This window comes from Antarctobacter heliothermus (genome assembly GCF_900188425.1).
In the GTDB taxonomy this organism is placed as follows: domain Bacteria; phylum Pseudomonadota; class Alphaproteobacteria; order Rhodobacterales; family Rhodobacteraceae; genus Antarctobacter; species Antarctobacter heliothermus.
On the sequence record NZ_FZON01000014.1, the window covers coordinates 1 to 20,424 of the forward strand.

A 20,424-nucleotide genomic window follows, 5' to 3' on the forward strand; every position below is an offset into this window, starting at 1 on the left:
CGTGGAAGCCATCGACTGCAGGGGCTATCGCTCGGAACGAGGCGCTGCGCGCTTCGAAATACCTTGGCCGCGCCATCTGGAGAAAATGGAGCGGATACCACCGACGAAGCCGCGCCGAGACGAAGATGCATTGCGTGAAGCTGCTGGGGCAGAGCCTCATGGCGCGCGACTTCGATCGTCAGGTCGCCGAACTTCAGATCCGCGCCGCCGTGCTCAACGGCTACACCGCGCTCGGCATACCCGTCACAGAGCCTGTGGGATAATTGCGTCCGGGGAAAGGGGAACTCCGGACGTTACCGACTTTGCGCAACAAAGCCGTCCTCAGTGACCTGCATCTTGTAAAAGAGGGCGTGCTGTCGCATGGTCTGGACACCACTGAACGGCTGCGCGCGGGCGTGGCGGCCATCAACGCGCGCCATGCGGATGCGGATTTCTGCGTGCTGGCGGGTGATCTGGCCGATCTGGGCGATGCCGAGGCTTATGAGCGGCTCAAGGATTGTCTGGCCGATCTGTCGGTACCGCTGCATATCACTATCGGCAACCATGATAACCGCGACACGTTTCTGGAGGTCTTCGGTGCTGAATACGCGGCAGACACAGGCTGTGTCGACAAGGTGATCGACGCTAAGGGCCAGCGGGTGATCTTGCTCGATTCTGCCGTCACAGGGCAGCATGGCGGGCGGCTGGAGCCTGTCCAGCTTAACTGGCTGTCGACGCGTCTGGCCGAAGCGCACGATGTGCCAGTGACGGTGATCCTGCATCACCACGCGAACCCGCTGCGCACCAAGGTGGACCGGATCATTCTGGAAAACGGTCCGGAGTTTGTTGCCGTTCTAAAAACCCATGACCAGATCCGTCAGGTGATCGCCGGACATGTGCATTACACCTCGACCGCGATGTGGCAGGGCGTTCCCTTCACCACGCTGGCGGGCGGGCACTACAATGTGACCATCCCTCTGGGCCCAGACGCCGACCCGGTCCGGCTGGACGGACCGGCGCAGATGGCCGTGGTGCTGTCGGATGATCAGCAGACTCTGGTGCATTTCGACAATTACCTTGACGCCAGTGTGGTCCTTCAAGCCGGGGCATAACGGCGCAGGGACCGAAGAGATCGGCCGGGATGCAATTGCATCGTGGCTAACAGATCAAGGCGGTAATCGCCCTAACCTGCGAGGGAACCAGCCTCTTCGCAGACCTTGCAAATTCAACACAAATTTCCTGAAAATATCAATATTTACAAATGTTTAGAGAAATCTTCACATATCATTCTAATGGATTTTACATAATCTGATTATGGGTCACTGGCGCAATACGCTGCTTGGAACAAACTGGAGAAACCTCATGAAATTTTCTGCTTTCAGCACGTCGGTGCTGGCGCTTGCCACACTGGCGGGTGCCGCTTCCGCCCAAGACAAGATCAAATTTGAATATTGGTATGGACTGAGCGGTCAGTTGGGGAACGCCGTGCAGGCGACCTGCGACCGTTTCAACGAAAGCCAGACCTAGTATGAAATCACCTGCGTCGGTCAGGATGGCTATGCCAACGCAGTGCAGAACACGATTGCGGCTTTTCGTGCCAAACAGCATCCGACCATCGTACAGGCCTATGATGCTGGCACCGCTGATCTGATGATGTCGGGCGAGTTTTATGCCGTGTCCAAGATGATGGCCGATTTCAACATAGAGATCGACTGGGCGAACTACTTTCCGGGTATTTCCAATTATTACTCTTCGTCCAAAGGCGAACTGTTCTCTATGCCCTTTAACAGCTCGACCCCGATGATGTATTTCAACGTGGCCGACCTGAAGGAAGCAGGGATCGACACGCCGCCGGCGACGTGGGAAGCGTTCGAGACTGCAATAAAAGCACTCAAAGCGGCGGGGCAGGACTGCGCCTATGCCTATTCGCCAGAGCCCTGGATCGACCTGGAGCAGTTCTCGATGGCCCATGGCATTCCAATCGCAAGCAACAACAACGGCTATGACGGGTTGGACAGCGAGTATCTTTATAACACCACGTTGCACGTCAAGCACATGGAAAACATCAAGCGCTGGTATGACGAAAACCTGCTGGAAATCCGCACCACGCAAGGCGGTTTGAATTCACGTGACAGCTTTGCAAAGGGCGAATGTTCGTTCTACCTCGGCTCGATCGCAGGGCATGCAACGGTTGGCAAGCTCGTGGACGGTGCCTTTGACTGGGACGTGGCGATGATCCCGGTTTATGAGGGCACCGAGCGCAAGAACACGGTCGTGGGCGGCGCATCTTTGTGGGTTCTCTCCGGCAAGTCTGATGACGAATATCGCGGCGCGGCTGAATATCTGAAGTTCCTCGCAACGCCCGAAAGCGAAGAATACTGGTCGACCAACACTGGCTATATTCCTGTCACCAAGACCGGTTTTGACGCACTGATGGCCAAGGGCTTTTACGACAATGCCCCCTACAAAGGTCGCGAGATCGCGCTGAAATCGCTGACATATACAGAGCCGGGCCCGCTGACCCGCGGCATTCGGCTGGGCTGCTTCATTCAGGCACGCAGCGAATGGAGCAACGAAGTGCAGGCCGCCCTGCAGGGCAACAAGACCATGCAAGAGGCGCTGGATACGGCTGTCGCACGCTCTAACGACGTTCTTAACAAGTTCGCCCGCACTTATCGCGGCAAGCAACTGCCATAGGCATCGCTTTGAAACCTGTCCCCCGCCGCAAGGCGGGGGACCCCTTTTGTTGAACCATGGGACAGGCGGGCGATGAGACGCGCATATTTCAAGAACAACTGGGTGGCCGCCTTGGTCGTTACGCCACAGTTGCTGATCATCTTCATCTTTTTCTACTGGCCGACCAGTCAGGCATTGTATTGGGCGTTTACGCTCGAACAGCCTTGGGGCGGTGGCAACGAATGGGTCGGATTCGAAAATTTCCGCTATCTTCTGTCTGATGACCGCTATTGGCATTCGGTCTGGGTCTCTGTTGTCTATGCGGTTTGCACCACGGCGCTGGCCATGGGTATGGCGCTGATCCTTGCCTTGTTTGCGGACCGTCAGTTGCGTGGCTATAAGGGCGTTCGCATCGGCTTAATCTGGCCCTATGCGGTAGCGGCTCCGGCGATTGGCCTTGCGTTTCGCTTTATCTTCAACCCATCAGCTGGTGTTGCGAGCTATTTGAATTACGCCTTTCCAGATTTCTGGAACCCGGTCATGAATGGGGATCATGCGCTGACAATGGTGATAATCGCTGGCGCGTGGAAGCAGGTGTCTTACAGCTTCATCTTCTTTCTGGCCGGGCTGCAATCCATTCCCCGCTCGCTGACAGAGGCCAGCGCCATGGACGGCGCCCGCGTGATGCGCCGAATGTGGGACATTCAACTGCCGCTGATCACGCCGACCGTGTTCTTTCTTGTGATCATCAACCTCACCGATAGCTTTACCGACAGTTTCGGCATCGTCAGCACCATGACCTCGGGCGGTCCAGCGCGGGCGACCAACCTGATGGTCTACAAGATCTATGAGGATGGCTTTCGCGGGCTCGACTATTCTGGGGCGGCGGCGCAGTCGATAATCCTGATGCTGCTGGTCGTCGCGCTGACCTTCTTTCAGTTCAAATACGTCGAACGTCGCGTCCATTATAGCTGAGGGTCCAATCATGATCGAACGCACCCCCATCCTCAATATCGTTACCCATACGATCCTGTTCACCGGTCTCGCCATTCTTGTGGTGCCGATCTATCTGGTCATCGTCGCAGCCTCGCAGACCCTGCCGGATGTGATGGCGATCCCGGCCAAGCTGTTGCCCGGCGACCAGTTGATCGTGAACCTCAAGGCCGCATGGGTTGAGGCAGAGTTTGCAACGAAATTCACCAACACCCTGATCCTTGCCACCGGCGTCGTGGTGGGCAAGCTGGTGCTGGCGGCGCTGACTGCCTTTGGCATCGTGTTCTTTGACCACCGCCTGCGGATGCCGATCTTCTGGATGGTCTTCATCACGCTGATGCTGCCGCTTGAGGTCCGCATCGTGCCGACCTATGCGGTGGCGGCGAACGCGCTTTCGCCGTTTCAGTCGATCCTGGACGTCACTGGGATCAGCTGGCTGATCAACGCCACCACCGGGGTCGAGGTCGCGCTGAACTGGAACCTTCTGAACAGCTACACCGGGCTGATCATGCCGCTGGTGGCCACGGCTACGGGGACGTTTCTGTACCGTCAGTTCTTTCTGACCATCCCCGATGAACTGGTCGAGGCCGCCAAGATGGACGGGGCAGGGCCGCTGCGCTTCTTGCGCGAAATCCTGATCCCGCTGAGCGTGACCAACATGGCCGCCTTGGCGACGATCATGTTTGTGGTGGGCTGGAACCAGTATCTCTGGCCGCTGCTGATCATCACCGACCCGGCCTACGGTGTCGCGGCGGTCGAACTCAGCCGCCTTGTGCCAAACATGAACACTACTGGCGGTGATATTCCCAACTGGCACTGGGCCATGGCGGGTACGCTGATCGTCATGCTGCCGCCGGTTGCGGTCGTCATTCTGATGCAGCGCTGGTTTGTGCGCGGCCTCATCAACACGGATAAATAGGGGGCCGACATGGCTGAAATTTCCATTCGCGATGTGCGCAAATCCTATGGCAAGGACGAGGTCGTGCACGGCGTTGACCTTGCCATTTATGACGGCGAATTTGTTGTGATCATTGGGCCCTCGGGATGCGGTAAGTCCACGCTGCTGCGTATGATCGCAGGGCTGGAGGCGATTTCAAGCGGCGAGATCGCCATCGGGGGCAAGGTGGTCAATGATCTGGAACCGCGTGAGCGGGGCTGTGCGATGGTTTTCCAAAATTACGCGCTCTATCCGCATATGAGCGTGGCGGGCAACATCGGCTATGCGCTGAAGGTGGCGCGCATGAAGCGAGCAGAGCGTGACGCAAAGGTGGCAGAGGTGGCGCGGTCAGTCGGGTTGGACGAGTTTCTGGACCGCAAGCCGGGGCAACTGTCAGGCGGCCAGCGTCAGCGCGTCGCCATGGCGCGCGCCATCATTCGTGAACCAGAGGTGTTTCTATTCGACGAACCGCTCTCGAACCTGGATGCCAAGCTGCGCGTGCAGATGCGCCATGAAATCCGCCGGATTCACAACCGTATCGGCGCGACTTCGGTTTTTGTAACCCATGACCAACACGAGGGCATGACGCTGGCCGACCGCATGGTGATCATGAACAAGGGCACGATTGAACAGATCGGAACTCCGGAAGAGGTCTATGACCACCCGGCTTCGGTCTATGTGGCGGGTTTCATCGGCTCGCCTTCAATGAATTTCCTTGCCGGAACTGTCGAGGCAGGCGTGGCAGCGATCCGGCTGGGAAATGACGGGCGCATCGACATTGCGGCAGAGCGTGCCAAGGCTTTGGATGGCAAGTTGGTGCAGATCGGCCTGCGCCCCGAAAACCTCAGCATGGTCGCGCCGGGAGCAGGGGCTATCACCGGGCATTTTGAATTTGCAGAGGAATTGGGATCGGGCCGCCTTTACCACTTTCAGTTCGAGGATCTGACGCTCACGGTCCTGTCCGCCGACAAGCACAGTTTTCAGCCGGGCCAAGAGGTTGGGCTGACCGCTGATCCGGTCCATGTGCACATCTTTGACGGCGCCACTGGCGCGCGGCTGGACACGCTGGAGCCGATGCGCCGACGTGCCTCGCTGGAGGTGGCGCAATGATCACTCGGTTGGCCAGCTACAACATCCAGTATGGTAAGGGCAAGGACGACCGCTTTGACCTTGATCGCATCCTGTCCGAACTGGGCAGCCCTGATCTGATCGCCCTGCAAGAGGTCGAGCGCAACAACGCAGGCCGCGGTATGGTGGATCAGGTTTCAGAGATCGCCGCACGGCTGGATCACATGCATTGGGTCTATGGCCCCGGAATTGACGTCGATGCCTCAACCCTTGGCGCGGCCAAGCCCGACCATTGCCGTCGCCAGTTTGGCAATATGGTGTTGTCGCGGTGGCCGATCCTGTCGGTGATCAACCATACCCTGCCCAAGCTCGCGCTCGCGCGGATCTTTCACCTGCAACGCACGCTGGTGGAATGCGTGATCGGCCATCCGCAGGGGCCGATGCGCTTTTGCTCGGTGCATCTGGACCATGTTTCGACAGGGACCCGCATGCCCCAAGTGGATTACATGGTGGATCTCATGTGTCGCGGGCAAGAGCGGGGCGCCTGCTGGGGCGGCCAGCTGAAAACCGACGACTGGATGGACCGCCCCGCGCCGCCTCAGCCGCGCAGCGCCATCATCATGGGCGACATGAACTTTGCCCCGGGTGGGCCTGAATACACGCGGGTCGTCGGCGATCTATCCAAAATGCACGGGCGAACGCTGCGCGCCACAGGCCTTGCGGATGCCTGGGCACTGGCGGGCCATGCCGAGGAGGCAGGCAATACCCTGCCACGCGAAGGGCGCGCACCTACGCGGATCGATCATTGTTTTGTCACCGCCGATCTGATCGCCTGCGTGCAGGCAATGCAGATTGGCGATGATGCGGTAGGCTCTGACCACCAACCGATTTTTGTGGACATGGATCTGTCGGGACATCTGGGCTGACCGAGGGGTGATGTGAATGGCATGGTGTCACGTCCCCGGCACGGATTGTCCCTCTGCGCAGGCGGCGGAGGCTTGGATATGGGCCTCATGCTCGCCGAGCCCGGATATCACACCCGCGCCTTTGTCGAATGGGAGGACTGGCCCCGCGCCGTCCTCATCGCAGCCCAAAGCGCCGGATATTTTGCCCCGGCCCCAATATGGGACGATCTGCGAACCTTCGATGTCAGCCCCTTTCACGGTGCCTTCGACATCGTCCTCGCCGGATATCCCTGCCAGCCCTTCAGCGCGGCCGGAAAGCGCGGTGGTGCAGATGATCCCCGCCACCTCTGGCCAGACGTCGCCCGCGTCATCGCCGAATGCCATCCTGCATGGGTCTTCCTCGAAAACGTCCCCGGCCACGTCAGCCTTGGCCTTGAATCCGTGCTGCGAGAGCTTTGGGCAATGGGCTATACGCCTGCGGCGGGCCTGTTCAGCGCGGCAGAAGTCGGCGCGCCGCATCAGCGGCTCCGCATCTTCATCCTGGCCCACACCTATGAGCCTGCATCCCGGCACCGCCAGCTACAACCCGGCAGGCAACAGCGACTTCACCCGCAAAGCCGAGGCACTGGCGTTGGGCGTCACGACCTGGTCGACGCCCAAGGCGACGGACGGGGCCAAGGGTGGACCGGGCCAGAGCTATGGTTCGGGCGGGATGCCACCCCTGCCAGCGCAGGCGGCACAATGGCAGACGCCGGTGGCGGACGATCAGATGGACCGGCTGCGCGGCAAGATCAACAGCCGGGGCGAGCCGAAGCTATCGGCCCAAGCGCTGCAATGGCCGACACCGGCCGCGCAGAACTGGAAGGGATATGTCGCAGATTAAGGGCGGGACGCTCTAGTGCACCCATAGGCGGGAAAGATGTTTCGGACATGAACGGGATTGCAACTGCAAAGAATTCAAGTCCCTTTGCTCGATGCATTGTGGTAATCCGGACGCCAGGTGCGGACCGATCATCTGCGGCAGCTGCTTGTAGAATAACCGCCGAGACTGAATCTCCACCAGCCGAAACTTGCGTCGTTACCGGCTGCGCGCGCTGCTGCGCATGGCCCAGTCTGCGCCGCCATAGGTAACAGCGTAGACAAGCACTTCGGTTGCATCATCGTCAACAACGAAGGCAATGACGGCTTTCCGGCCTGCCGGAATAGCACGCAGGCCAGGAGCAATTTCATCGCGGAGACTGCCCTTGTGCGGCGTGGTCTTCAGCGTGGCGATGGCCGCCTCGATCTCTGCAAGTTTGTTGGTGGCCGCGTCAGGCCCCGCATAGTCGAGGATCCACTGCACGATGGCATTAAGGTCACGCGCGACAAGAGGGTGGTAGCGAATGCGGTAGTTCACGCGCCGCGGGCCACCCCGATTGTGCGGCGGGCGGCGGCGAAGGCGTCGTCATGGTCTATGAAGGCCTCGCGTGGTGTTTCCATCCGGGCGCGAATCTCGTGCGCGAGGGCCCCAAGGGCCACGTCGCGTTCCTGTTCGTCCTGCATCATCTGTTCCAGCGCGGCCGCGACTGCGGCGCTCTGGGTCGCGAATACGCCTTGCCCCACCTTTTCCGACAGGAACTGGTGGTGACGGTCAGTGAAGCTGAGAGTGGTTTTGACGGTCATGCGCACCTCTATGGTATGACTGAGTCATATACTGGATTGGAGCGATGGTTTCAACCGTGGCGGATGCAGCGCGCTGCTGGACGTACCCAAACGCAAAAAGCCCCTTGGATTTCAGAGGGACTCGCAAAACGTTGACTCAGCGTTGACTCGTTTTTGCAGAGTCCATACACAAGTGTTTTGGTCGGATTCTAACCATTTGATATGGTTAGATTTTTTGGTCTCGGGAGTTGGATTTGAACCAACGACCTTCAGGTTATGAGCCCGTCCCCCGACCGATTCGACCAGATCATCGCCTGTCTGCAAGTCGCGAAGACACCAGAAACGCAACTGGCCAAGAGCTGGAAACCGTGATCAGCCCGCCTCGGGCGCGCAGGACACCGGTTTTGACTATCTGTGGAACCTTGGCTCCGGCACGGACCGCACCGACAAGGCAGCCCTGATGCGAATTCTGCGGGGCAAGGTCGACGCAATGACGCGCGTGGCCGCAATGGGTCAGCCGCGATAGGTTTCCGGCTTTAGTCCGTATTTCGCCAACTTGTCGTAAAACGTCTTGCGCGGCAGTTTCAGCGCCTCTGCCGCCAGCCGCGCCTGTCCTTCGGCCTTGCGCAGCGCCTCGATCAACAGCGATCGTTCCACCTGCGCCAGTCGTTCGTTCAGCCCAAGACTGCTGTCCGGCACCGAAACGTCGCCCAGCCCCAGCACAAACCGCATCGCCGCGCTCATCAGCGCCCGGGCGTTGCCTGGCCAGTCCTGCGCCAATAGCCCCGTAATCACCTCTTCGGTCACGTCCGGTGGCGTCAGCCCGGCTTGCTCGGCGGCCTGCGCGACGTAGTGTCGAAACAGCACCGAAATATCCTCCGGGCGTTCCGCCAATGCCGGGATGCGGACCTGACAGACCTCCAGCCGGTAGTAGAGATCGCTGGACATGTCGCCACTTTCGGCAACGGCGGCAAGGTCTAGTGAACTGCCGCCGATCAGCACCGCGCCGCCCTGTTCCATCAGGTCGATCAGCGCCAACTGGGTGTCCTGGCTCAGCCCGCCGATCCCGTCCAGAAACAATGTCCCCCCAGCGCAGCGGCGCCAGAGTGCCTGCAACTCACCCCGGTCCAAACCGGCGGCGGCGCGTTTCTCGAACGGGCCTTTGGCGCGGGGCGAAGACAGGTGGATGACCTCCGCAACCTTGGAAATCCCTGACCCCGGCGGTCCGGTGACCAATGCCTCTGTTCCGGCACGCGCTGCCATGCGGACGCGGGCGCGCAACCGTTCCGCCAGCGGCGAGACACCAAAGATCAGCCGCGCCGCCGGGTCGCCGGTTTCCAGCTCTTGTTTCAGACGACGGTTTTCCAGAACCAGCGCCCGCGTCCGCAAGGCGCGCTCCACGACAGCGGTGAAATCCGCCGGGCTGCATGGCTTCTCCAGAAAGTCGAAGGCCCCTTGCGACACCGCCCGCACCGCCATCGGAATATCCCCCTCGCCGGTCAGCAAGATCACCGGCAGATCAGGATCCTGACCGCGTGCGTATTCCAACAGGTGAAACCCGTCGCGCCCCGGCATGCGGATGTCCGAGACAATGATCCCGTCGAACCCCGGTCCGATGTGATCCTTGGCCTCGACAAACGACCCCGCCGTCAGCGCGTCGAAATCCGCCAGTTCCAGCGTCTGCCCCAGCGCCTCGCGCACCGCTGCGTCGTCATCCACCAGCAGAACCCGTGTTACCGCCATGTGTGCCTCATGAAAGTAAGCGGCCCCGGCTTCAGACCGGGGCGGGTGGTATTTCCGCTCATGCCGCCATTTCCTCTTGCCAATAGTCCAGTTCGACGGAAAACAGCGCACCCGTGTCCGTGTTGGCGCCGCGAATGCGCCCGCCAAAACTTTCGATCAATCCGTAGGAAATCGACAGGCCCAGCCCCATACCCTCGCCCACCTGCTTGGTGGAATAGAACGGCTCGAACACCTTTTCGGGGTCGGCGATGCCCGGTCCACTGTCCTGCACCCGCACCTCCAGCCGTTCGCCCAGAACCAGCGAGATCCAGATCGCCTTGTCGGCCTGCCCGGCCATGGCGTCGGCGGCGTTGTTGATCAGATTGACAAAGACCTGCCCCAGCCGCACCTCACCGCCGTTGACCCAAACGGGACCGGGCCAATCCGATGGTTGCCACGCCAGAACCACACCTTCGCCGAGCAACCGCGCCTCTGTCAGTTCCACCGCCGAGGTCAGCACCGCGACCACATCGACCTTGCCCATCGGTTCGGCCTCGTTGCGGGCAAAGGCGCGCAGGTTCTTGATGATCCGCGCCGCCCGCGCCGCCAGCCCTGCGATCCGGTCAAGATTGGCGCGCGCCTTGTCCGGGTGTCCCTTGTCCATGAACGCCGCGCCGTTTTCGGCAAACTGTCCGATCGCCATCAGCGGCTGGTTCAGCTCATGGCTGATCCCAGCCGACATCTGGCCCAGGGCGCTCAGCTTGCCCGCCTCGACCAATTCCGCTTGCGCACGGCGCAGCGCGGCCTCTGCCTCTTCGCGTTCGGCCACTTCGCGGCGCAGCGCGCCATTGGCCTGCTCCAGATCCTGTGTGCGCGCCGCAACCCGTTCCTCCAGCCGCACGTTGGCAAGGCTGAGCGTCCGCCGCCGCTCTGTCGCCAGAAACAACAGCGAGCCAAAGAACAGGCACAGCACCGTTACGGCCATGGTCTGCAGCCACGCCAGCCGCCGCGCCGGGGCGACATCCATCAACGCCTCTCCCGTCAGACCGATCACCGGCAGCGCCTGCGTCAGATGCAGGGCGCGACGCGGGACATAGGCGCTGAGCGCCACCTCCCAGATTTCGAAACCCGCAACATGTCGCACGGCCAGCGGCGCCAATTTCCCCCCCGGTCCGATCAGCGCCTCGGGCGTGCGTTGCCAGGACAGCAGTTCCGACCTGTTGGTGACAAAAACCTGGTTGAGGTCATCGGTGAAGAACACAACCGGGCGTGATCCGCTCCATTCCCGTTCCAGGGCCTCGATGTCCACCGCCAGAACAAGCACCCCCTGAACCCGGCCATTGGCCCCGAAATGCGGCGCGGCGTAGACATAGGCCCGCCTGCCAAGACGTGGGCCGATCCCGTGGTCTCGGCCCCCAGCGCCCCGTTCGCAGCGCGCAGGAACCAGGGCTGGGCCATCAGATCGGCGGGGGCCTCGCCGTGGGCGGCGGCCAGCACCCGCCCCTCGCGGTCGGCATACAGCGCGGTCAGCGCGCCGGTCCGGTCAGCGTTGCGCAACAACAGCGCCTCGGCCTCTACGCGCGAGCCACCGCGATGCAACGCGCTCAAGACCGGGTGTTCCACCAGCGTCACCGCCAGCGACCGATACCGTTGCAACCCCGTCATCAGCCGATCCGCCGCCAATGCAAGGTCTGACTGCCCGCGCGCGTGTACCTGGCGCAGGGCCTCGGCGTGGCTGGTGGCCCAGACCACCCAGCCCAGCACCGCCACCGCGGCCAGAAAGCAGCCGACGATCAGGATCCGTGTTGACGCTCTGTCCTTCATGGAACCCAGTCATAGCGCCCCCTTGCCATGGCGGACAAGACGCGCCAAGCATCCCCCATGATGGCATTTTCCCAAGACCCGACCGCCCCGCAGTTCGTTCAGGACCCCTATCCGTTCTACGAGACGATGCGCACGGGCGGCGATCTTGCGTTTTGGCAAGAGTATGCAATGCCTTGCGCGGTGTCGCACCGGGCGGTCAGTGCCCTGCTGCGCGACCGCCGCTTTGGCCGCGAGATCCCGCCTGAAATGGCACCGGACATCGCCCCGCACCTGGCCCCTTTCTACGCGGTCGAGGCGCATTCCATGCTCGAGCTGGAACCGCCGCGCCACACCCGCCTGCGCGGCCTTGTGCTGCGCGCCTTCACCACCCGCCGGATCAAGGCGTTGGCCCCCGAAATCGCGCAACTGTCGCATGAACTGGTTGACAGCTTTCCCGATGGTCCCGTCGACCTGTTGCCCGCCTTTTGCGCGCCGCTGCCCGTCATCGTCATCTGCCGCCTGCTCGGGGTGCCGGAAAGCCACGCTGATCAACTGCTGGCCTGGTCCAACGCCATGGTCGCGATCTACCAGGCCCGCCGCGACCGCGCCATCGAAGAGGGTGCCGCTCAGGCCGCGCAAGAGTTTTCCGCCTTCCTCAGCGATTACATCGAAACCCGACGCAAGCACCCCGCCGACGATCTGATCACCCATCTGATTGCCGCCGAAGAAGCGGGTGAGAAACTATCGACGCCAGAGCTGATCACCACCTGCATCCTGCTGCTGAACGCCGGTCATGAGGCGACGGTCCACACCATGGGCAACGGCATCAAGACGCTGTTGGAAACTGGCACATCCATCACCGCCGACACGGCAGAGCCGGTGGTCGAGGAAATCCTGCGGTTTGACCCGCCGCTGCATATGTTCACCCGCTACGCCTATGAAGAGGTTGAGGTTTTCGGCCACACCTTTGAACGCGGCGATCAGGTGGCGTTGATGCTGGCCGCCGCCAACCGCGACCCTGCGGTCTGGGCGGATCCGGCGCGGTTCGATCCTGCGCGCCCCATCAGTGCCAACACCAGTTTCGGCGCGGGGCTGCATTTTTGCGTCGGTGCGCCGCTGGCCCGGCTGGAACTGCAAATCGGCCTTCCGATCCTGTTCGAACGCCTGCCGCACCTGCGGCTGGCCGCGCCGCCACAGTTCGCCAATCTCTATCATTTCCACGGGCTGGAGCGGCTGGAGGTTCGCGCGGGATAGGGGGCCACCCTTGGGCGCGCTGGTGCCGGTTTACAAACCCAGCTCTACAAACCCAGCCCGGGGCACGATCGCGTTTGGTTCATCCCGTCACAACGGCAGCGCCGTTGTCGCCTTGATCTCTTCCATCGACAGCAGGGCGGTGACATTGTGCACCTTCACTTCTGAAATCAGCGCCTGATAAAACGCATCATAGGCGCGCGCGTTCTTGACCCGCACCTTGAGGATATAGTCGATGTCGCCCGCCAGACGGTGCGCCTCTTGCACTTCTGGCCGTTCCCTCAGCGCCTTGAGGAACTTTGCCTGCCACTCTACCTCATGCTCAGACGTGCGGATCAGGACAAAGAAACAGGCCTCGAACCCCAGCTTTTCCGCATCCAGAACCACGGTCTGCTGGCCCAGCACACCGCCCTCGCGCAGCTTGCGAATCCGGTTCCAGACCGGGGTCTTGGACGACCCCACCTTCTTGGCGATCTCATCCAGGGACTGCCCCGCATCGCGCTGCAGTTCCGCAAGGATTTTCCGGTCGGTGGCATCGATCTTCACGGCTGTTCTCTCCTGTGGCCGGTCATGGGACAAACGCCCCACCTGTCGCCAAAACTAGAACATTCTTCCTTGTTTTGCCAGCCCCATAGCCAAATAGCGGGACAATTTCCTATATATACAGCCAGAAGCAAGGAGATCTCTCGTGCAGCACTTCCCGATCTTCCTCAACCTCGCCGGGCGGCGGGTGGTTGTCTCCGGCGGTGGCGCGGCGGCTCTGGCCAAACTGCGCCTGCTGTTCAAGACCGAGGCCGACATCGCCGTATACGCGACACGCGCCGACCACCAGATCATCCGCTGGGCCGCCACCGGCGCGCTGACACTGGTGCCGCGCGCCCTTGTGGACGGCGACATCCAGTCCGCCGCGCTGTTTTATGCCGCCAACGAGGATGACGCCGAAGACGGTCGTACCGCCACGCTGGCACGCGCCGAGGGCGCATTGGTCAATGTCGTCGATAACCTCGAAGACAGCCAGTTCATCACCCCCGCCATTGTCGACCGCGATCCGGTGACCATCGCCATCGGCACAGAGGGCGCCGCCCCCGTGCTGGCCCGCGCCATCAAAGCTGACCTTGAGGAGCGCCTGCCCGCGACGCTGGGCACACTGGCGCGCATCGGCAAGGGGTTCCGAAAGTTGGCCGAGGCGCTGCCTTTTGGTCGGGCGCGTCGGGATTTCTGGCAGGACTACTATTTCAACGCCGGTCCCCGCGCGATCACGCAGGGCACAGATGCCGTCGATCAGGCGCTGGATGATCTGCTGGCCCGTCACCTGACCCGCCCCGAGCGTCCCGGCCACATCTCTTTTGTTGGCGCAGGCCCCGGCGACCCGGACCTGCTGACGCTCAAGGCGCGCAAGGCGCTGGATGCCGCCGACGTCGTGATCCACGACCGGCTGGTGCCGCAGCCGATCCTTGAACTGGCGCGTCGCGAGGCGACCATGATCGACGTCGGCAAGACCGGCTTTGGACCCTCCGCCAAACAGGAAGACATCAACGCGCTGGTGGTCCAGCACGGGCTGGAAGGCGCGCAGGTCGTCCGCCTCAAAGGTGGCGACTGCACCGTCTTTGGCCGTCTGGACGAAGAGGTCGAGGCCGTGCTGGAGGCCGGTCTGTCCTATGACGTCGTGCCCGGTATCACCGCCGCATCCGCCGCCGTCGCCGGCATCGGCCAGTCGCTGACCAAACGCGGCCGCAACGCCAGCGCGCGCATCCTGACCGGCCACGACATGCAAGGGTTTGCCGATCACGACTGGCGCAGCCTTGCCCGCCCCGGAGAGGTCGCCGCCATCTACATGGCCAAACGCGCCGCACATTTCCTGCAAGGCCGCCTACTGATGCATGGCGCGGCCCCCGACACGCCTGTCACCGTGGTCGAAAACGCCTCACGCCCCGATCAGCGGGTGCTGGGCACCACGCTTGACCGCCTGTCCACCGACCTTGGTGAGGCCGATCTCAATGGCCCTGCCCTCATGCTTTTCGGCCTCGCTCCGCGCGATGGCCTGCCCGTGACCACATCTGACCAGGAGGCACTCCAATGGCCCGCAGCTTCACTCCCAAAGTCGTCACCGCAAATGCCCTCCTCGCTGGCGACGTTGTCTATCTGACCGACGATGACCGTTGGAGCCCGGACCTGCGCGAGGCGGAACTGCTGACAGATGAGGCCCATGCCCAGGTGCGCCTTGTCGAGGCCAGCGCCCGGCACGCCGAAGTGGTCGGCGTCTACCTTGCCGACATGAAGCCCGGCACAGACGGACCGCAACCGACGCATTTCCGCGAGGCGTTCCGCCGCAAGGGCCCGTCCAACTACGCTCACGGCAAACAGGCCGAGCTCTGAACCTTTCCGACCCCACGCGCGTCCGCCGCGCCAAGGAGACGACCATGTACAGCTATTCCGACTTCGACGCCGCCTTTGTGGCAGAGCGTAACCGCCAGTTCCGGTCCCAGGTGGAACGCCGCATCGACGGCTCCCTGACCGAGGATGAGTTCAAGCCGCTGCGCCTGATGAACGGCCTGTACCTGCAACTGCACGCCTACATGCTGCGCGTCGCCATCCCCTACGGCACGCTCAACAGCGGCCAGATGCGCCAGTTGGCCTATATCGCCGAACGCTGGGACAAGGGGTACGGCCACTTCACCACGCGCCAGAACATCCAGTACAACTGGCCCGATCTGCGCGATGTGCCGGACATGCTGGACGCGCTGGCAGAGGTGCAGATGCACGCCATCCAGACCAGCGGCAACACCATCCGCAACGTGACCGCCGACCACTTTGCCGGGGCTGCGGCGGATGAGATCGCCGACCCGCGCCCGGTGTCAGAGCTGTTGCGCCAGTGGTCCACCGACCACCCGGAATTCCAGTTCCTGCCGCGCAAGTTCAAGATCGCGGTGACCGGCGCTCCCAACGACCGCGCCGTGACCGCCGCGCATGACATCGGCATCCGCATCGTCGAACGCGACGGTGAGATCGGCTATCAGGTGCTGGTCGGTGGCGGCCTTGGCCGCACACCGATGATCGGAAAGGTGCTGGCCGAGTTTGTGCCGCAGGCCGACCTGCTGCCCTTTGTCGAGGCCACTGTGTCGGTCTGGAACCTGCTGGGCCGCCGCGACAACAAATACAAATCGCGTATCAAGATCACCGTACATGAGCACGGCATCGACGAAATCCGACGTCTGGTCGAGGACCGCTTTGCCGAGACGAAGGCGGCGTTCAATGGTGCAGATTTGGCCCTTTATGATGCGATAAAGGCCCAGTTTGCGGCGCCTTCGTTCACAAAACGCCCTGTTTCGGCCTTTGAACGCGCCTACAACAGCGACCCGGTGTTCCGCTCCTGGGCCGATACCAACCTCGCCGACCACCGCGCCGACGGCCATGTCATCGTTCAGATCAGCCTCAAGGCACATGGCGAAACGCCGGGTGACGCCAGTGCCGACCAGATGCGTGTGATTGCCGACATCGCGCAGGACTTTGGCTATGACGAGCTGCGCATCAGCCATGAGCAGAACGTCATCCTGCCCCATGTCCACCGCGACGACCTGCCGGTCATCCACGCCCGGCTGAAATCGCACGGGCTGGCCACCGCCAATATCGGCAAGATCAGCGATATCATCGCCTGCCCCGGCATGGATTACTGCGCCCTCGCGACTGCCCGCTCGATCCCGATCGCACAAGAGATTGCCACCCGCTTTGACGACCTGAAGAACGAGCATGAGATCGGCGATCTCAAGATCAAGATTTCGGGCTGCATCAACGCCTGCGGCCACCACCATGTCGGTCATATCGGCATCCTTGGTCTGGACCGCGCGGGCGTGGAAAACTATCAGATCACGCTGGGCGGCGACCACACCGAAAACGCGGCGCTGGGCCAACGCACCGGCCCCGGCTTTCCTGCCGAGGAAATCGTGCCCGCGATTGAGCGCATCGTCGATGCCTACCTGACCCACCGCGACGCCCCCGAAGAGACCTTTCTTCAGGCGTTCCGCCGCCTTGGCATGGACCCGTTCAAGGAGGCGCTTTACGGTCCGCAGGAGCGCAAGGCCAATGCCGCGTGATCTGAACCAGTCAGACCTGCGCGCCCGCGTTGCCGACCTCAACGCGCGCTATCGCCACCACAGCGCCACCTCGGTGCTGGAGGGCGCGTTGCGCGATCCGGACGCGGGCGACCTGGCGATGGTGTCGTCGTTCGGGGCGGAATCGGTGGCGCTGTTGCATCTTGTGGCGATGGTCGACCGCAAGACGCCGGTGCTGTTCATCGACACCCGGCTGCTGTTCGCCGAGACGCTGACCTATCAGCAAGAGGTGGCGGAACGGCTGCGGCTGGAAAACCTGCGCATCATCAAGGCCGACCGCGCCGATCTGGACAAGCGCGACCCCTACGGCGCGCTGCGCCTGTCGGACACCGACGCCTGCTGCGCGCTGCGCAAGACAGAACCGCTGAACGCGGCGCTGGACGGCTATGACGGCTGGATCACCGGGCGCAAACGCTATCAGTCCGGCACTCGCGCCGCGCTCGATTTCTTTGAGGTCGAGGAAGACACCGGCCGGATCAAGCTGAACCCGCTGGCGCATTGGACGCCGGACGACGTGCGCGCCTACATGGAAGAAAACCGCCTGCCCCGCCATCCGCTGGTGGCGCAGGGCTATCCGTCCATCGGCTGTTCGCCGTGTACATCCAAGGTGGCACCGGGCGAAGACCCCCGCTCGGGCCGCTGGCGCGGGCAGGACAAGGAAGAATGCGGCATCCATTTCGTCAATGGACGCCCCGTCAGAGACACCGCCACATCCCCTCTCAGTGGCGGCACCAGACAAGGAGAACAGGCATGAGCGTCATCGTGCGCGACACCGGCTTTCACGCCGAAGACTGGACCGAGGGGTTCGATGCGCCCATCGCGCTGGACCTGCCATCTGACACCGACCCGGCCACGCTGGAGTTTGATCAGACCGTGCGGATGATCCGCATCGACTTTCCCGGTTTTGCGGACGGGCGCGGATTCACGCTGGCGCGCCTGTTGCGGCTGCGCGGCTACAAGGGACGGTTGCGGGCACGCGGTCATGTGATCGCCGATCAATATGCCATGGTGCGCCGCGCAGGATTCGACGAGGTCGAAATCGACGAGGCACTGGCTGCGCGCCAGCCGCAGGATCAATGGATCTTTCGCGCCGATTGGCAGGCGCATGACTATCAGGCCCGCGTGCGCGGCACCGCCTGACCACGCCTGCGCGCCGCACCGGCCCATGACCGGCCCATGGGCGCACCCCGCGCCCATGGGCCGCGTTTCACCTGACACAGATCAAAGCTAGATATGAGGTGTCGGTTAAGACAACCGGCAAAGACGCAATGACAGAGATGACACCCGTGACCGACGCCACCGCTGCACAGACCCCCACACAGCCCCCCGCGCCGCGCAAGATTGCGGTGCCGGACACCCAGACCGTCACCCAGGTCACCCATTACACCGACCGGCTGTTTTCCTTCCGCTGTACCCGGCCCGCGTCGCTGCGGTTCCGGTCGGGCGAGTTTGTGATGATTGGCCTGATGGGCGATCCCGACCCCAAGACCGGCAAGCAGAAACCGCTGCTGCGCGCCTATTCCATCGCCTCCCCGTCCTGGGATGAGGAACTGGAATTCTATTCGATCAAGGTGCCCGACGGCCCACTGACCGCACGTCTGCAACACATCGCGGTCGGCGACCAGATCATCCTGCGCCCGAAACCCGTAGGCACGCTGGTGCATGACGCGTTGTTGCCGGGCAAGCGGCTGTGGCTCTTCGCCACCGGCACCGGCTTTGCGCCGTTTTCGTCCCTGCTGCGCGAACCGCAGACCTATGAGGATTACGACGAGATCATCATCACCCACACCTGCCGCGAGGTCGGGGAACTGACCTATGGCCGCGACATCATCGAATCGCTGAAAACCGATGAGCTGCTGACCGAGGTGATTGGCGACGGGTTCTGGAGCAAGATCCGCTATTACCCCACCACCACCCGCGAAGAGAGCCCGAAAATGGGCCGGATTACTGACCTGATGCGCTCGGGTGAGGCGTTTTCGGATCTGGGTGTGCCGGTCCTGACACCCGAGACGGATCGCGCGATGATCTGCGGCAACCTCGCCTTCAACCTCGAACTGAAAGAGATGCTCGAAGGGTATGGCCTCGTCGAAGGCGCCAATTCCGACCCCAAGCATTACGTCGTGGAAAAAGCCTTCCTCGACTGATCCGCCCGTCACTGGCTGAACTGCAGGACATGAAAAAGCCCCCGCCGATCCGGCGGGGGCTTTCGTTTCTGACCAAGTGATCCGGGACTTACAGGCCCAGTGTCTCTTTCAGGCTGTCCAGAATGCCCTGCAGTGCGTCCGGGCTGTTCTTGGCCTGCTCCAGCAGCGCCTTGGCACCGGTCTTGGCAATCGCGTTCAACTCGGAATCGTCGATGTACTCGGCGACCTTGTCGTAGTCGAAACCTTCGACCGTCAGCAGCTCTTCGATTTTCGGCTCCGCGGCATCCGCGGGTGCGGCGGCGGGTTCTGCGGTTTCAACAGGCTCTGCCGCAGGTTCAGCGGTTTCAACAGGCTCCGCTACAGGTTCGGCCGTTTCGACCGGCTCTGCCGCAGGTTCGGCCGCTTCAACAGGCTCCGCTGCAGGTTCGGCCGTTTCGACCGGCTCTGCCGCAGGTTCGGCCGCTTCAACAGGCTCCGCTGCAGGTTCGGCCGTTTCAACAGGCTCTGCGGTCTCGACAGGCTCGACCACGGGGTCGGCGACCTCGGCGGGTTCCAGAACCGGCTCTGCGGTTTCGGCCGGCTCCACCACCGGGTCCACCGCATCGGCAACATCGGCAGCCGGATCTGCGGTCAATGCAGTGTCCACCGCGTCCGTCGCATCCTTGGCGGTATCCACGGTGCCGTCGATGGCATCCTTGGCCGTGTCCACAGTGGCGTCGACCGCGTCCTTCGCCGTGTCCACCGTGGTATCGACGGCATCGGACAATGCATCGCCCAGTTTCGCCTTGCCCTCGGCCACATCCTTGGCGGCGTCAGCCAGCGCCGTTTCTGCCGCGTCGACGGTTGCGTCCGCTGCGTCCTTGGCCGCGTCAACCGTGGTGTCGACAGCGTCCTTGGCAGCATCAACGGCCGTCTCACCGGCATCCTTGGCGGCGTCAACCGTCGCATCAACGGCGTCTTTGGCCACATCGGTCGTGGTTTCAGTGGCGTCCTTGACCGCGTCCTTGGCCTTGTCCACGGTTTCGCTTGCGACCGGGGCCGCCTCTTCGGGCGTCTGGCCCGTGTACCACAAATAACCGCCCACTGCGGCCGCAGCCGCCACGATCACGAGGATCAGGTTTCGCATGGGAACCTCCATCGCATTTCGCCCCATGCGATGCTGCGCGGGGCCTCCATCATTCGGTTTGCGCCCGGCA

General features: G+C 62.5%; 23 protein-coding genes and 2 pseudogenes. 17 read left to right on the forward strand and 8 right to left on the reverse strand.

The window, feature by feature from the left end; translation table 11 throughout:
* From CHB90_RS09295 to CHB90_RS26520, 10 genes and pseudogenes are all read left to right on the forward strand, one after another.
* Positions 1 to 263: pseudogene (locus CHB90_RS09295) on the forward strand (IS5/IS1182 family transposase); the annotation flags it as partial.
* Positions 264 to 302: 39 nt separating this feature from the next.
* On the forward strand, positions 303 to 1,091 hold the full coding sequence (locus CHB90_RS09300; protein ID WP_170941018.1) for a phosphodiesterase: 789 nt from the start codon (positions 303 to 305) through the stop codon (positions 1,089 to 1,091).
* A gap of 250 nt (positions 1,092 to 1,341) precedes the next feature.
* Positions 1,342 to 1,506, forward strand: coding sequence for a hypothetical protein (locus tag CHB90_RS26760; protein ID WP_212591582.1), 165 nt, complete (start codon positions 1,342 to 1,344; stop codon positions 1,504 to 1,506).
* 6 nt (positions 1,507 to 1,512) lie between these two features.
* Positions 1,513 to 2,676, forward strand: a complete 1,164-nt coding sequence (locus CHB90_RS09305) for an extracellular solute-binding protein (protein ID WP_281256094.1) — start codon at positions 1,513 to 1,515, stop codon at positions 2,674 to 2,676.
* A 72-nt stretch (positions 2,677 to 2,748) separates the two neighbouring features.
* On the forward strand, positions 2,749 to 3,630 hold the full coding sequence (locus CHB90_RS09310) for a carbohydrate ABC transporter permease (protein WP_089277599.1): 882 nt from the start codon (positions 2,749 to 2,751) through the stop codon (positions 3,628 to 3,630).
* 10 nt (positions 3,631 to 3,640) lie between these two features.
* Positions 3,641 to 4,567, forward strand: coding sequence for an ABC transporter permease subunit (locus CHB90_RS09315; RefSeq protein ID WP_089277600.1), 927 nt, complete (start codon positions 3,641 to 3,643; stop codon positions 4,565 to 4,567).
* A 9-nt stretch (positions 4,568 to 4,576) separates the two neighbouring features.
* Positions 4,577 to 5,695, forward strand: a complete 1,119-nt coding sequence (locus CHB90_RS09320; protein ID WP_089277601.1) for an ABC transporter ATP-binding protein — start codon at positions 4,577 to 4,579, stop codon at positions 5,693 to 5,695.
* Positions 5,692 to 6,579 carry an endonuclease/exonuclease/phosphatase family protein gene (locus CHB90_RS09325; RefSeq protein WP_089277602.1) on the forward strand — a complete coding sequence of 296 codons (888 nt, stop codon included), beginning with the start codon at positions 5,692 to 5,694 and terminating at the stop codon, positions 6,577 to 6,579. The genes CHB90_RS09320 and CHB90_RS09325 overlap by 4 nt, the downstream gene beginning before the upstream one ends.
* Positions 6,580 to 6,666: 87 nt before the next feature.
* Positions 6,667 to 7,083, forward strand: a pseudogene (locus CHB90_RS26125) (DNA cytosine methyltransferase); the annotation flags it as partial.
* A gap of 28 nt (positions 7,084 to 7,111) precedes the next feature.
* Positions 7,112 to 7,441 carry a hypothetical protein gene (locus tag CHB90_RS26520; RefSeq protein ID WP_245823211.1) on the forward strand — a complete coding sequence of 110 codons (330 nt, stop codon included), beginning with the start codon at positions 7,112 to 7,114 and terminating at the stop codon, positions 7,439 to 7,441.
* Here CHB90_RS26520 and CHB90_RS27665 read toward each other — a convergent pair.
* The 6 genes from CHB90_RS27665 to CHB90_RS27450 all read right to left on the reverse strand — a co-directional run bounded on the left by CHB90_RS27665 (position 7,350) and on the right by CHB90_RS27450 (position 11,745).
* Positions 7,350 to 7,670, reverse strand: coding sequence for a 3'-5' exonuclease (locus CHB90_RS27665; RefSeq protein WP_483860492.1), 321 nt, complete (start codon positions 7,668 to 7,670; stop codon positions 7,350 to 7,352). The two genes, CHB90_RS26520 and CHB90_RS27665, sit on opposite strands and share 92 nt — an antisense overlap.
* Complete coding sequence (locus CHB90_RS09335; RefSeq protein WP_089277604.1) at positions 7,637 to 7,954, reverse strand: type II toxin-antitoxin system RelE/ParE family toxin; 318 nt, start codon at positions 7,952 to 7,954, stop codon at positions 7,637 to 7,639. Before CHB90_RS09335 ends, CHB90_RS27665 begins: the two co-directional genes overlap by 34 nt.
* Positions 7,951 to 8,220: a hypothetical protein gene (locus tag CHB90_RS09340; RefSeq protein ID WP_245823209.1), complete on the reverse strand. Its 270-nt coding sequence runs from the start codon at positions 8,218 to 8,220 to the stop codon at positions 7,951 to 7,953. The genes CHB90_RS09335 and CHB90_RS09340 overlap by 4 nt, the downstream gene beginning before the upstream one ends.
* Before the next feature lie 492 nt (positions 8,221 to 8,712).
* Positions 8,713 to 9,942 carry a sigma-54-dependent transcriptional regulator gene (locus CHB90_RS09345; RefSeq protein WP_089277606.1) on the reverse strand — a complete coding sequence of 410 codons (1,230 nt, stop codon included), beginning with the start codon at positions 9,940 to 9,942 and terminating at the stop codon, positions 8,713 to 8,715.
* Positions 9,943 to 10,000: 58 nt separating this feature from the next.
* On the reverse strand, positions 10,001 to 10,948 hold the full coding sequence (locus CHB90_RS27445; protein ID WP_342744951.1) for a sensor histidine kinase: 948 nt from the start codon (positions 10,946 to 10,948) through the stop codon (positions 10,001 to 10,003).
* 149 nt (positions 10,949 to 11,097) lie between these two features.
* On the reverse strand, positions 11,098 to 11,745 hold the full coding sequence (locus CHB90_RS27450; RefSeq protein WP_342744950.1) for a hypothetical protein: 648 nt from the start codon (positions 11,743 to 11,745) through the stop codon (positions 11,098 to 11,100).
* A 57-nt stretch (positions 11,746 to 11,802) separates the two neighbouring features.
* On the opposite strand from CHB90_RS27450, the gene CHB90_RS09355 reads away from it, so the two are divergent.
* Positions 11,803 to 12,978 carry a cytochrome P450 gene (locus CHB90_RS09355; RefSeq protein WP_089277607.1) on the forward strand — a complete coding sequence of 392 codons (1,176 nt, stop codon included), beginning with the start codon at positions 11,803 to 11,805 and terminating at the stop codon, positions 12,976 to 12,978.
* A gap of 87 nt (positions 12,979 to 13,065) precedes the next feature.
* Here CHB90_RS09355 and CHB90_RS09360 read toward each other — a convergent pair whose 3' ends face one another.
* Positions 13,066 to 13,521, reverse strand: a complete 456-nt coding sequence (locus CHB90_RS09360) for an Lrp/AsnC family transcriptional regulator (RefSeq protein ID WP_089277608.1) — start codon at positions 13,519 to 13,521, stop codon at positions 13,066 to 13,068.
* Positions 13,522 to 13,663: 142 nt separating this feature from the next.
* On the opposite strand from CHB90_RS09360, the gene cysG reads away from it, so the two are divergent.
* From cysG to CHB90_RS09390, 6 genes are all read left to right on the forward strand, one after another.
* Positions 13,664 to 15,121, forward strand: coding sequence for a siroheme synthase CysG (gene cysG / locus CHB90_RS09365; protein WP_089277609.1), 1,458 nt, complete (start codon positions 13,664 to 13,666; stop codon positions 15,119 to 15,121).
* The gene (locus CHB90_RS09370; RefSeq protein ID WP_089277610.1) at positions 15,052 to 15,351 is read left to right on the forward strand and encodes a DUF2849 domain-containing protein; all 300 of its coding nucleotides are present in this window, start codon (positions 15,052 to 15,054) and stop codon (positions 15,349 to 15,351) included. The genes cysG and CHB90_RS09370 overlap by 70 nt, the downstream gene beginning before the upstream one ends.
* A 44-nt stretch (positions 15,352 to 15,395) precedes the next feature.
* On the forward strand, positions 15,396 to 17,066 hold the full coding sequence (locus CHB90_RS09375; RefSeq protein ID WP_089277611.1) for a nitrite/sulfite reductase: 1,671 nt from the start codon (positions 15,396 to 15,398) through the stop codon (positions 17,064 to 17,066).
* A complete protein-coding gene (locus CHB90_RS09380; RefSeq protein WP_170941019.1) occupies positions 17,056 to 17,838 on the forward strand; it encodes a phosphoadenylyl-sulfate reductase in 783 nt (260 codons plus the stop codon). The genes CHB90_RS09375 and CHB90_RS09380 overlap by 11 nt, the downstream gene beginning before the upstream one ends.
* Positions 17,835 to 18,224, forward strand: coding sequence for a DUF934 domain-containing protein (locus CHB90_RS09385; RefSeq protein WP_089277612.1), 390 nt, complete (start codon positions 17,835 to 17,837; stop codon positions 18,222 to 18,224). Before CHB90_RS09380 ends, CHB90_RS09385 begins: the two co-directional genes overlap by 4 nt.
* 128 nt (positions 18,225 to 18,352) lie before the next feature.
* Entirely contained in the window at positions 18,353 to 19,228 is an 876-nt protein-coding gene (locus tag CHB90_RS09390) for a ferredoxin--NADP reductase (RefSeq protein WP_089277613.1), read from the forward strand.
* 88 nt (positions 19,229 to 19,316) lie between these two features.
* Here CHB90_RS09390 and CHB90_RS26140 read toward each other — a convergent pair whose 3' ends face one another.
* Positions 19,317 to 20,354 carry a hypothetical protein gene (locus CHB90_RS26140; RefSeq protein WP_141135835.1) on the reverse strand — a complete coding sequence of 346 codons (1,038 nt, stop codon included), beginning with the start codon at positions 20,352 to 20,354 and terminating at the stop codon, positions 19,317 to 19,319.
* Positions 20,355 to 20,424 lie beyond the last annotated feature (70 nt).

Bases quoted from the DNA above. Each gene is read 5' to 3' on its own strand.
- CHB90_RS09380 (WP_170941019.1), top strand. From the start codon at position 17,056: ATGCCGCGTGATCTGAACCAGTCAGACCTGCGCGCCCGCGTTGCCGAC.
- CHB90_RS27445 (WP_342744951.1), bottom strand. From the start codon at position 10,948: ATGGATGTCGCCCCGGCGCGGCGGCTGGCGTGGCTGCAGACCATGGCC.
- CHB90_RS09310 (WP_089277599.1), top strand. From the start codon at position 2,749: ATGAGACGCGCATATTTCAAGAACAACTGGGTGGCCGCCTTGGTCGTT.
- CHB90_RS09340 (WP_245823209.1), bottom strand. From the start codon at position 8,220: ATGACCGTCAAAACCACTCTCAGCTTCACTGACCGTCACCACCAGTTC.
- CHB90_RS26520 (WP_245823211.1), top strand. From the start codon at position 7,112: ATGAGCCTGCATCCCGGCACCGCCAGCTACAACCCGGCAGGCAACAGC.
- CHB90_RS09355 (WP_089277607.1), top strand. From the start codon at position 11,803: ATGATGGCATTTTCCCAAGACCCGACCGCCCCGCAGTTCGTTCAGGAC.
- CHB90_RS09385 (WP_089277612.1), top strand. From the start codon at position 17,835: ATGAGCGTCATCGTGCGCGACACCGGCTTTCACGCCGAAGACTGGACC.
- CHB90_RS09325 (WP_089277602.1), top strand. From the start codon at position 5,692: ATGATCACTCGGTTGGCCAGCTACAACATCCAGTATGGTAAGGGCAAG.
- CHB90_RS26760 (WP_212591582.1), top strand. From the start codon at position 1,342: ATGAAATTTTCTGCTTTCAGCACGTCGGTGCTGGCGCTTGCCACACTG.
- CHB90_RS09320 (WP_089277601.1), top strand. From the start codon at position 4,577: ATGGCTGAAATTTCCATTCGCGATGTGCGCAAATCCTATGGCAAGGAC.
- CHB90_RS09315 (WP_089277600.1), top strand. From the start codon at position 3,641: ATGATCGAACGCACCCCCATCCTCAATATCGTTACCCATACGATCCTG.
- CHB90_RS09390 (WP_089277613.1), top strand. From the start codon at position 18,353: ATGACAGAGATGACACCCGTGACCGACGCCACCGCTGCACAGACCCCC.
- CHB90_RS09370 (WP_089277610.1), top strand. From the start codon at position 15,052: ATGGCCCGCAGCTTCACTCCCAAAGTCGTCACCGCAAATGCCCTCCTC.
- CHB90_RS09345 (WP_089277606.1), bottom strand. From the start codon at position 9,942: ATGGCGGTAACACGGGTTCTGCTGGTGGATGACGACGCAGCGGTGCGC.
- CHB90_RS27450 (WP_342744950.1), bottom strand. From the start codon at position 11,745: ATGAAGGACAGAGCGTCAACACGGATCCTGATCGTCGGCTGCTTTCTG.
- CHB90_RS26140 (WP_141135835.1), bottom strand. From the start codon at position 20,354: ATGCGAAACCTGATCCTCGTGATCGTGGCGGCTGCGGCCGCAGTGGGC.
- CHB90_RS09375 (WP_089277611.1), top strand. From the start codon at position 15,396: ATGTACAGCTATTCCGACTTCGACGCCGCCTTTGTGGCAGAGCGTAAC.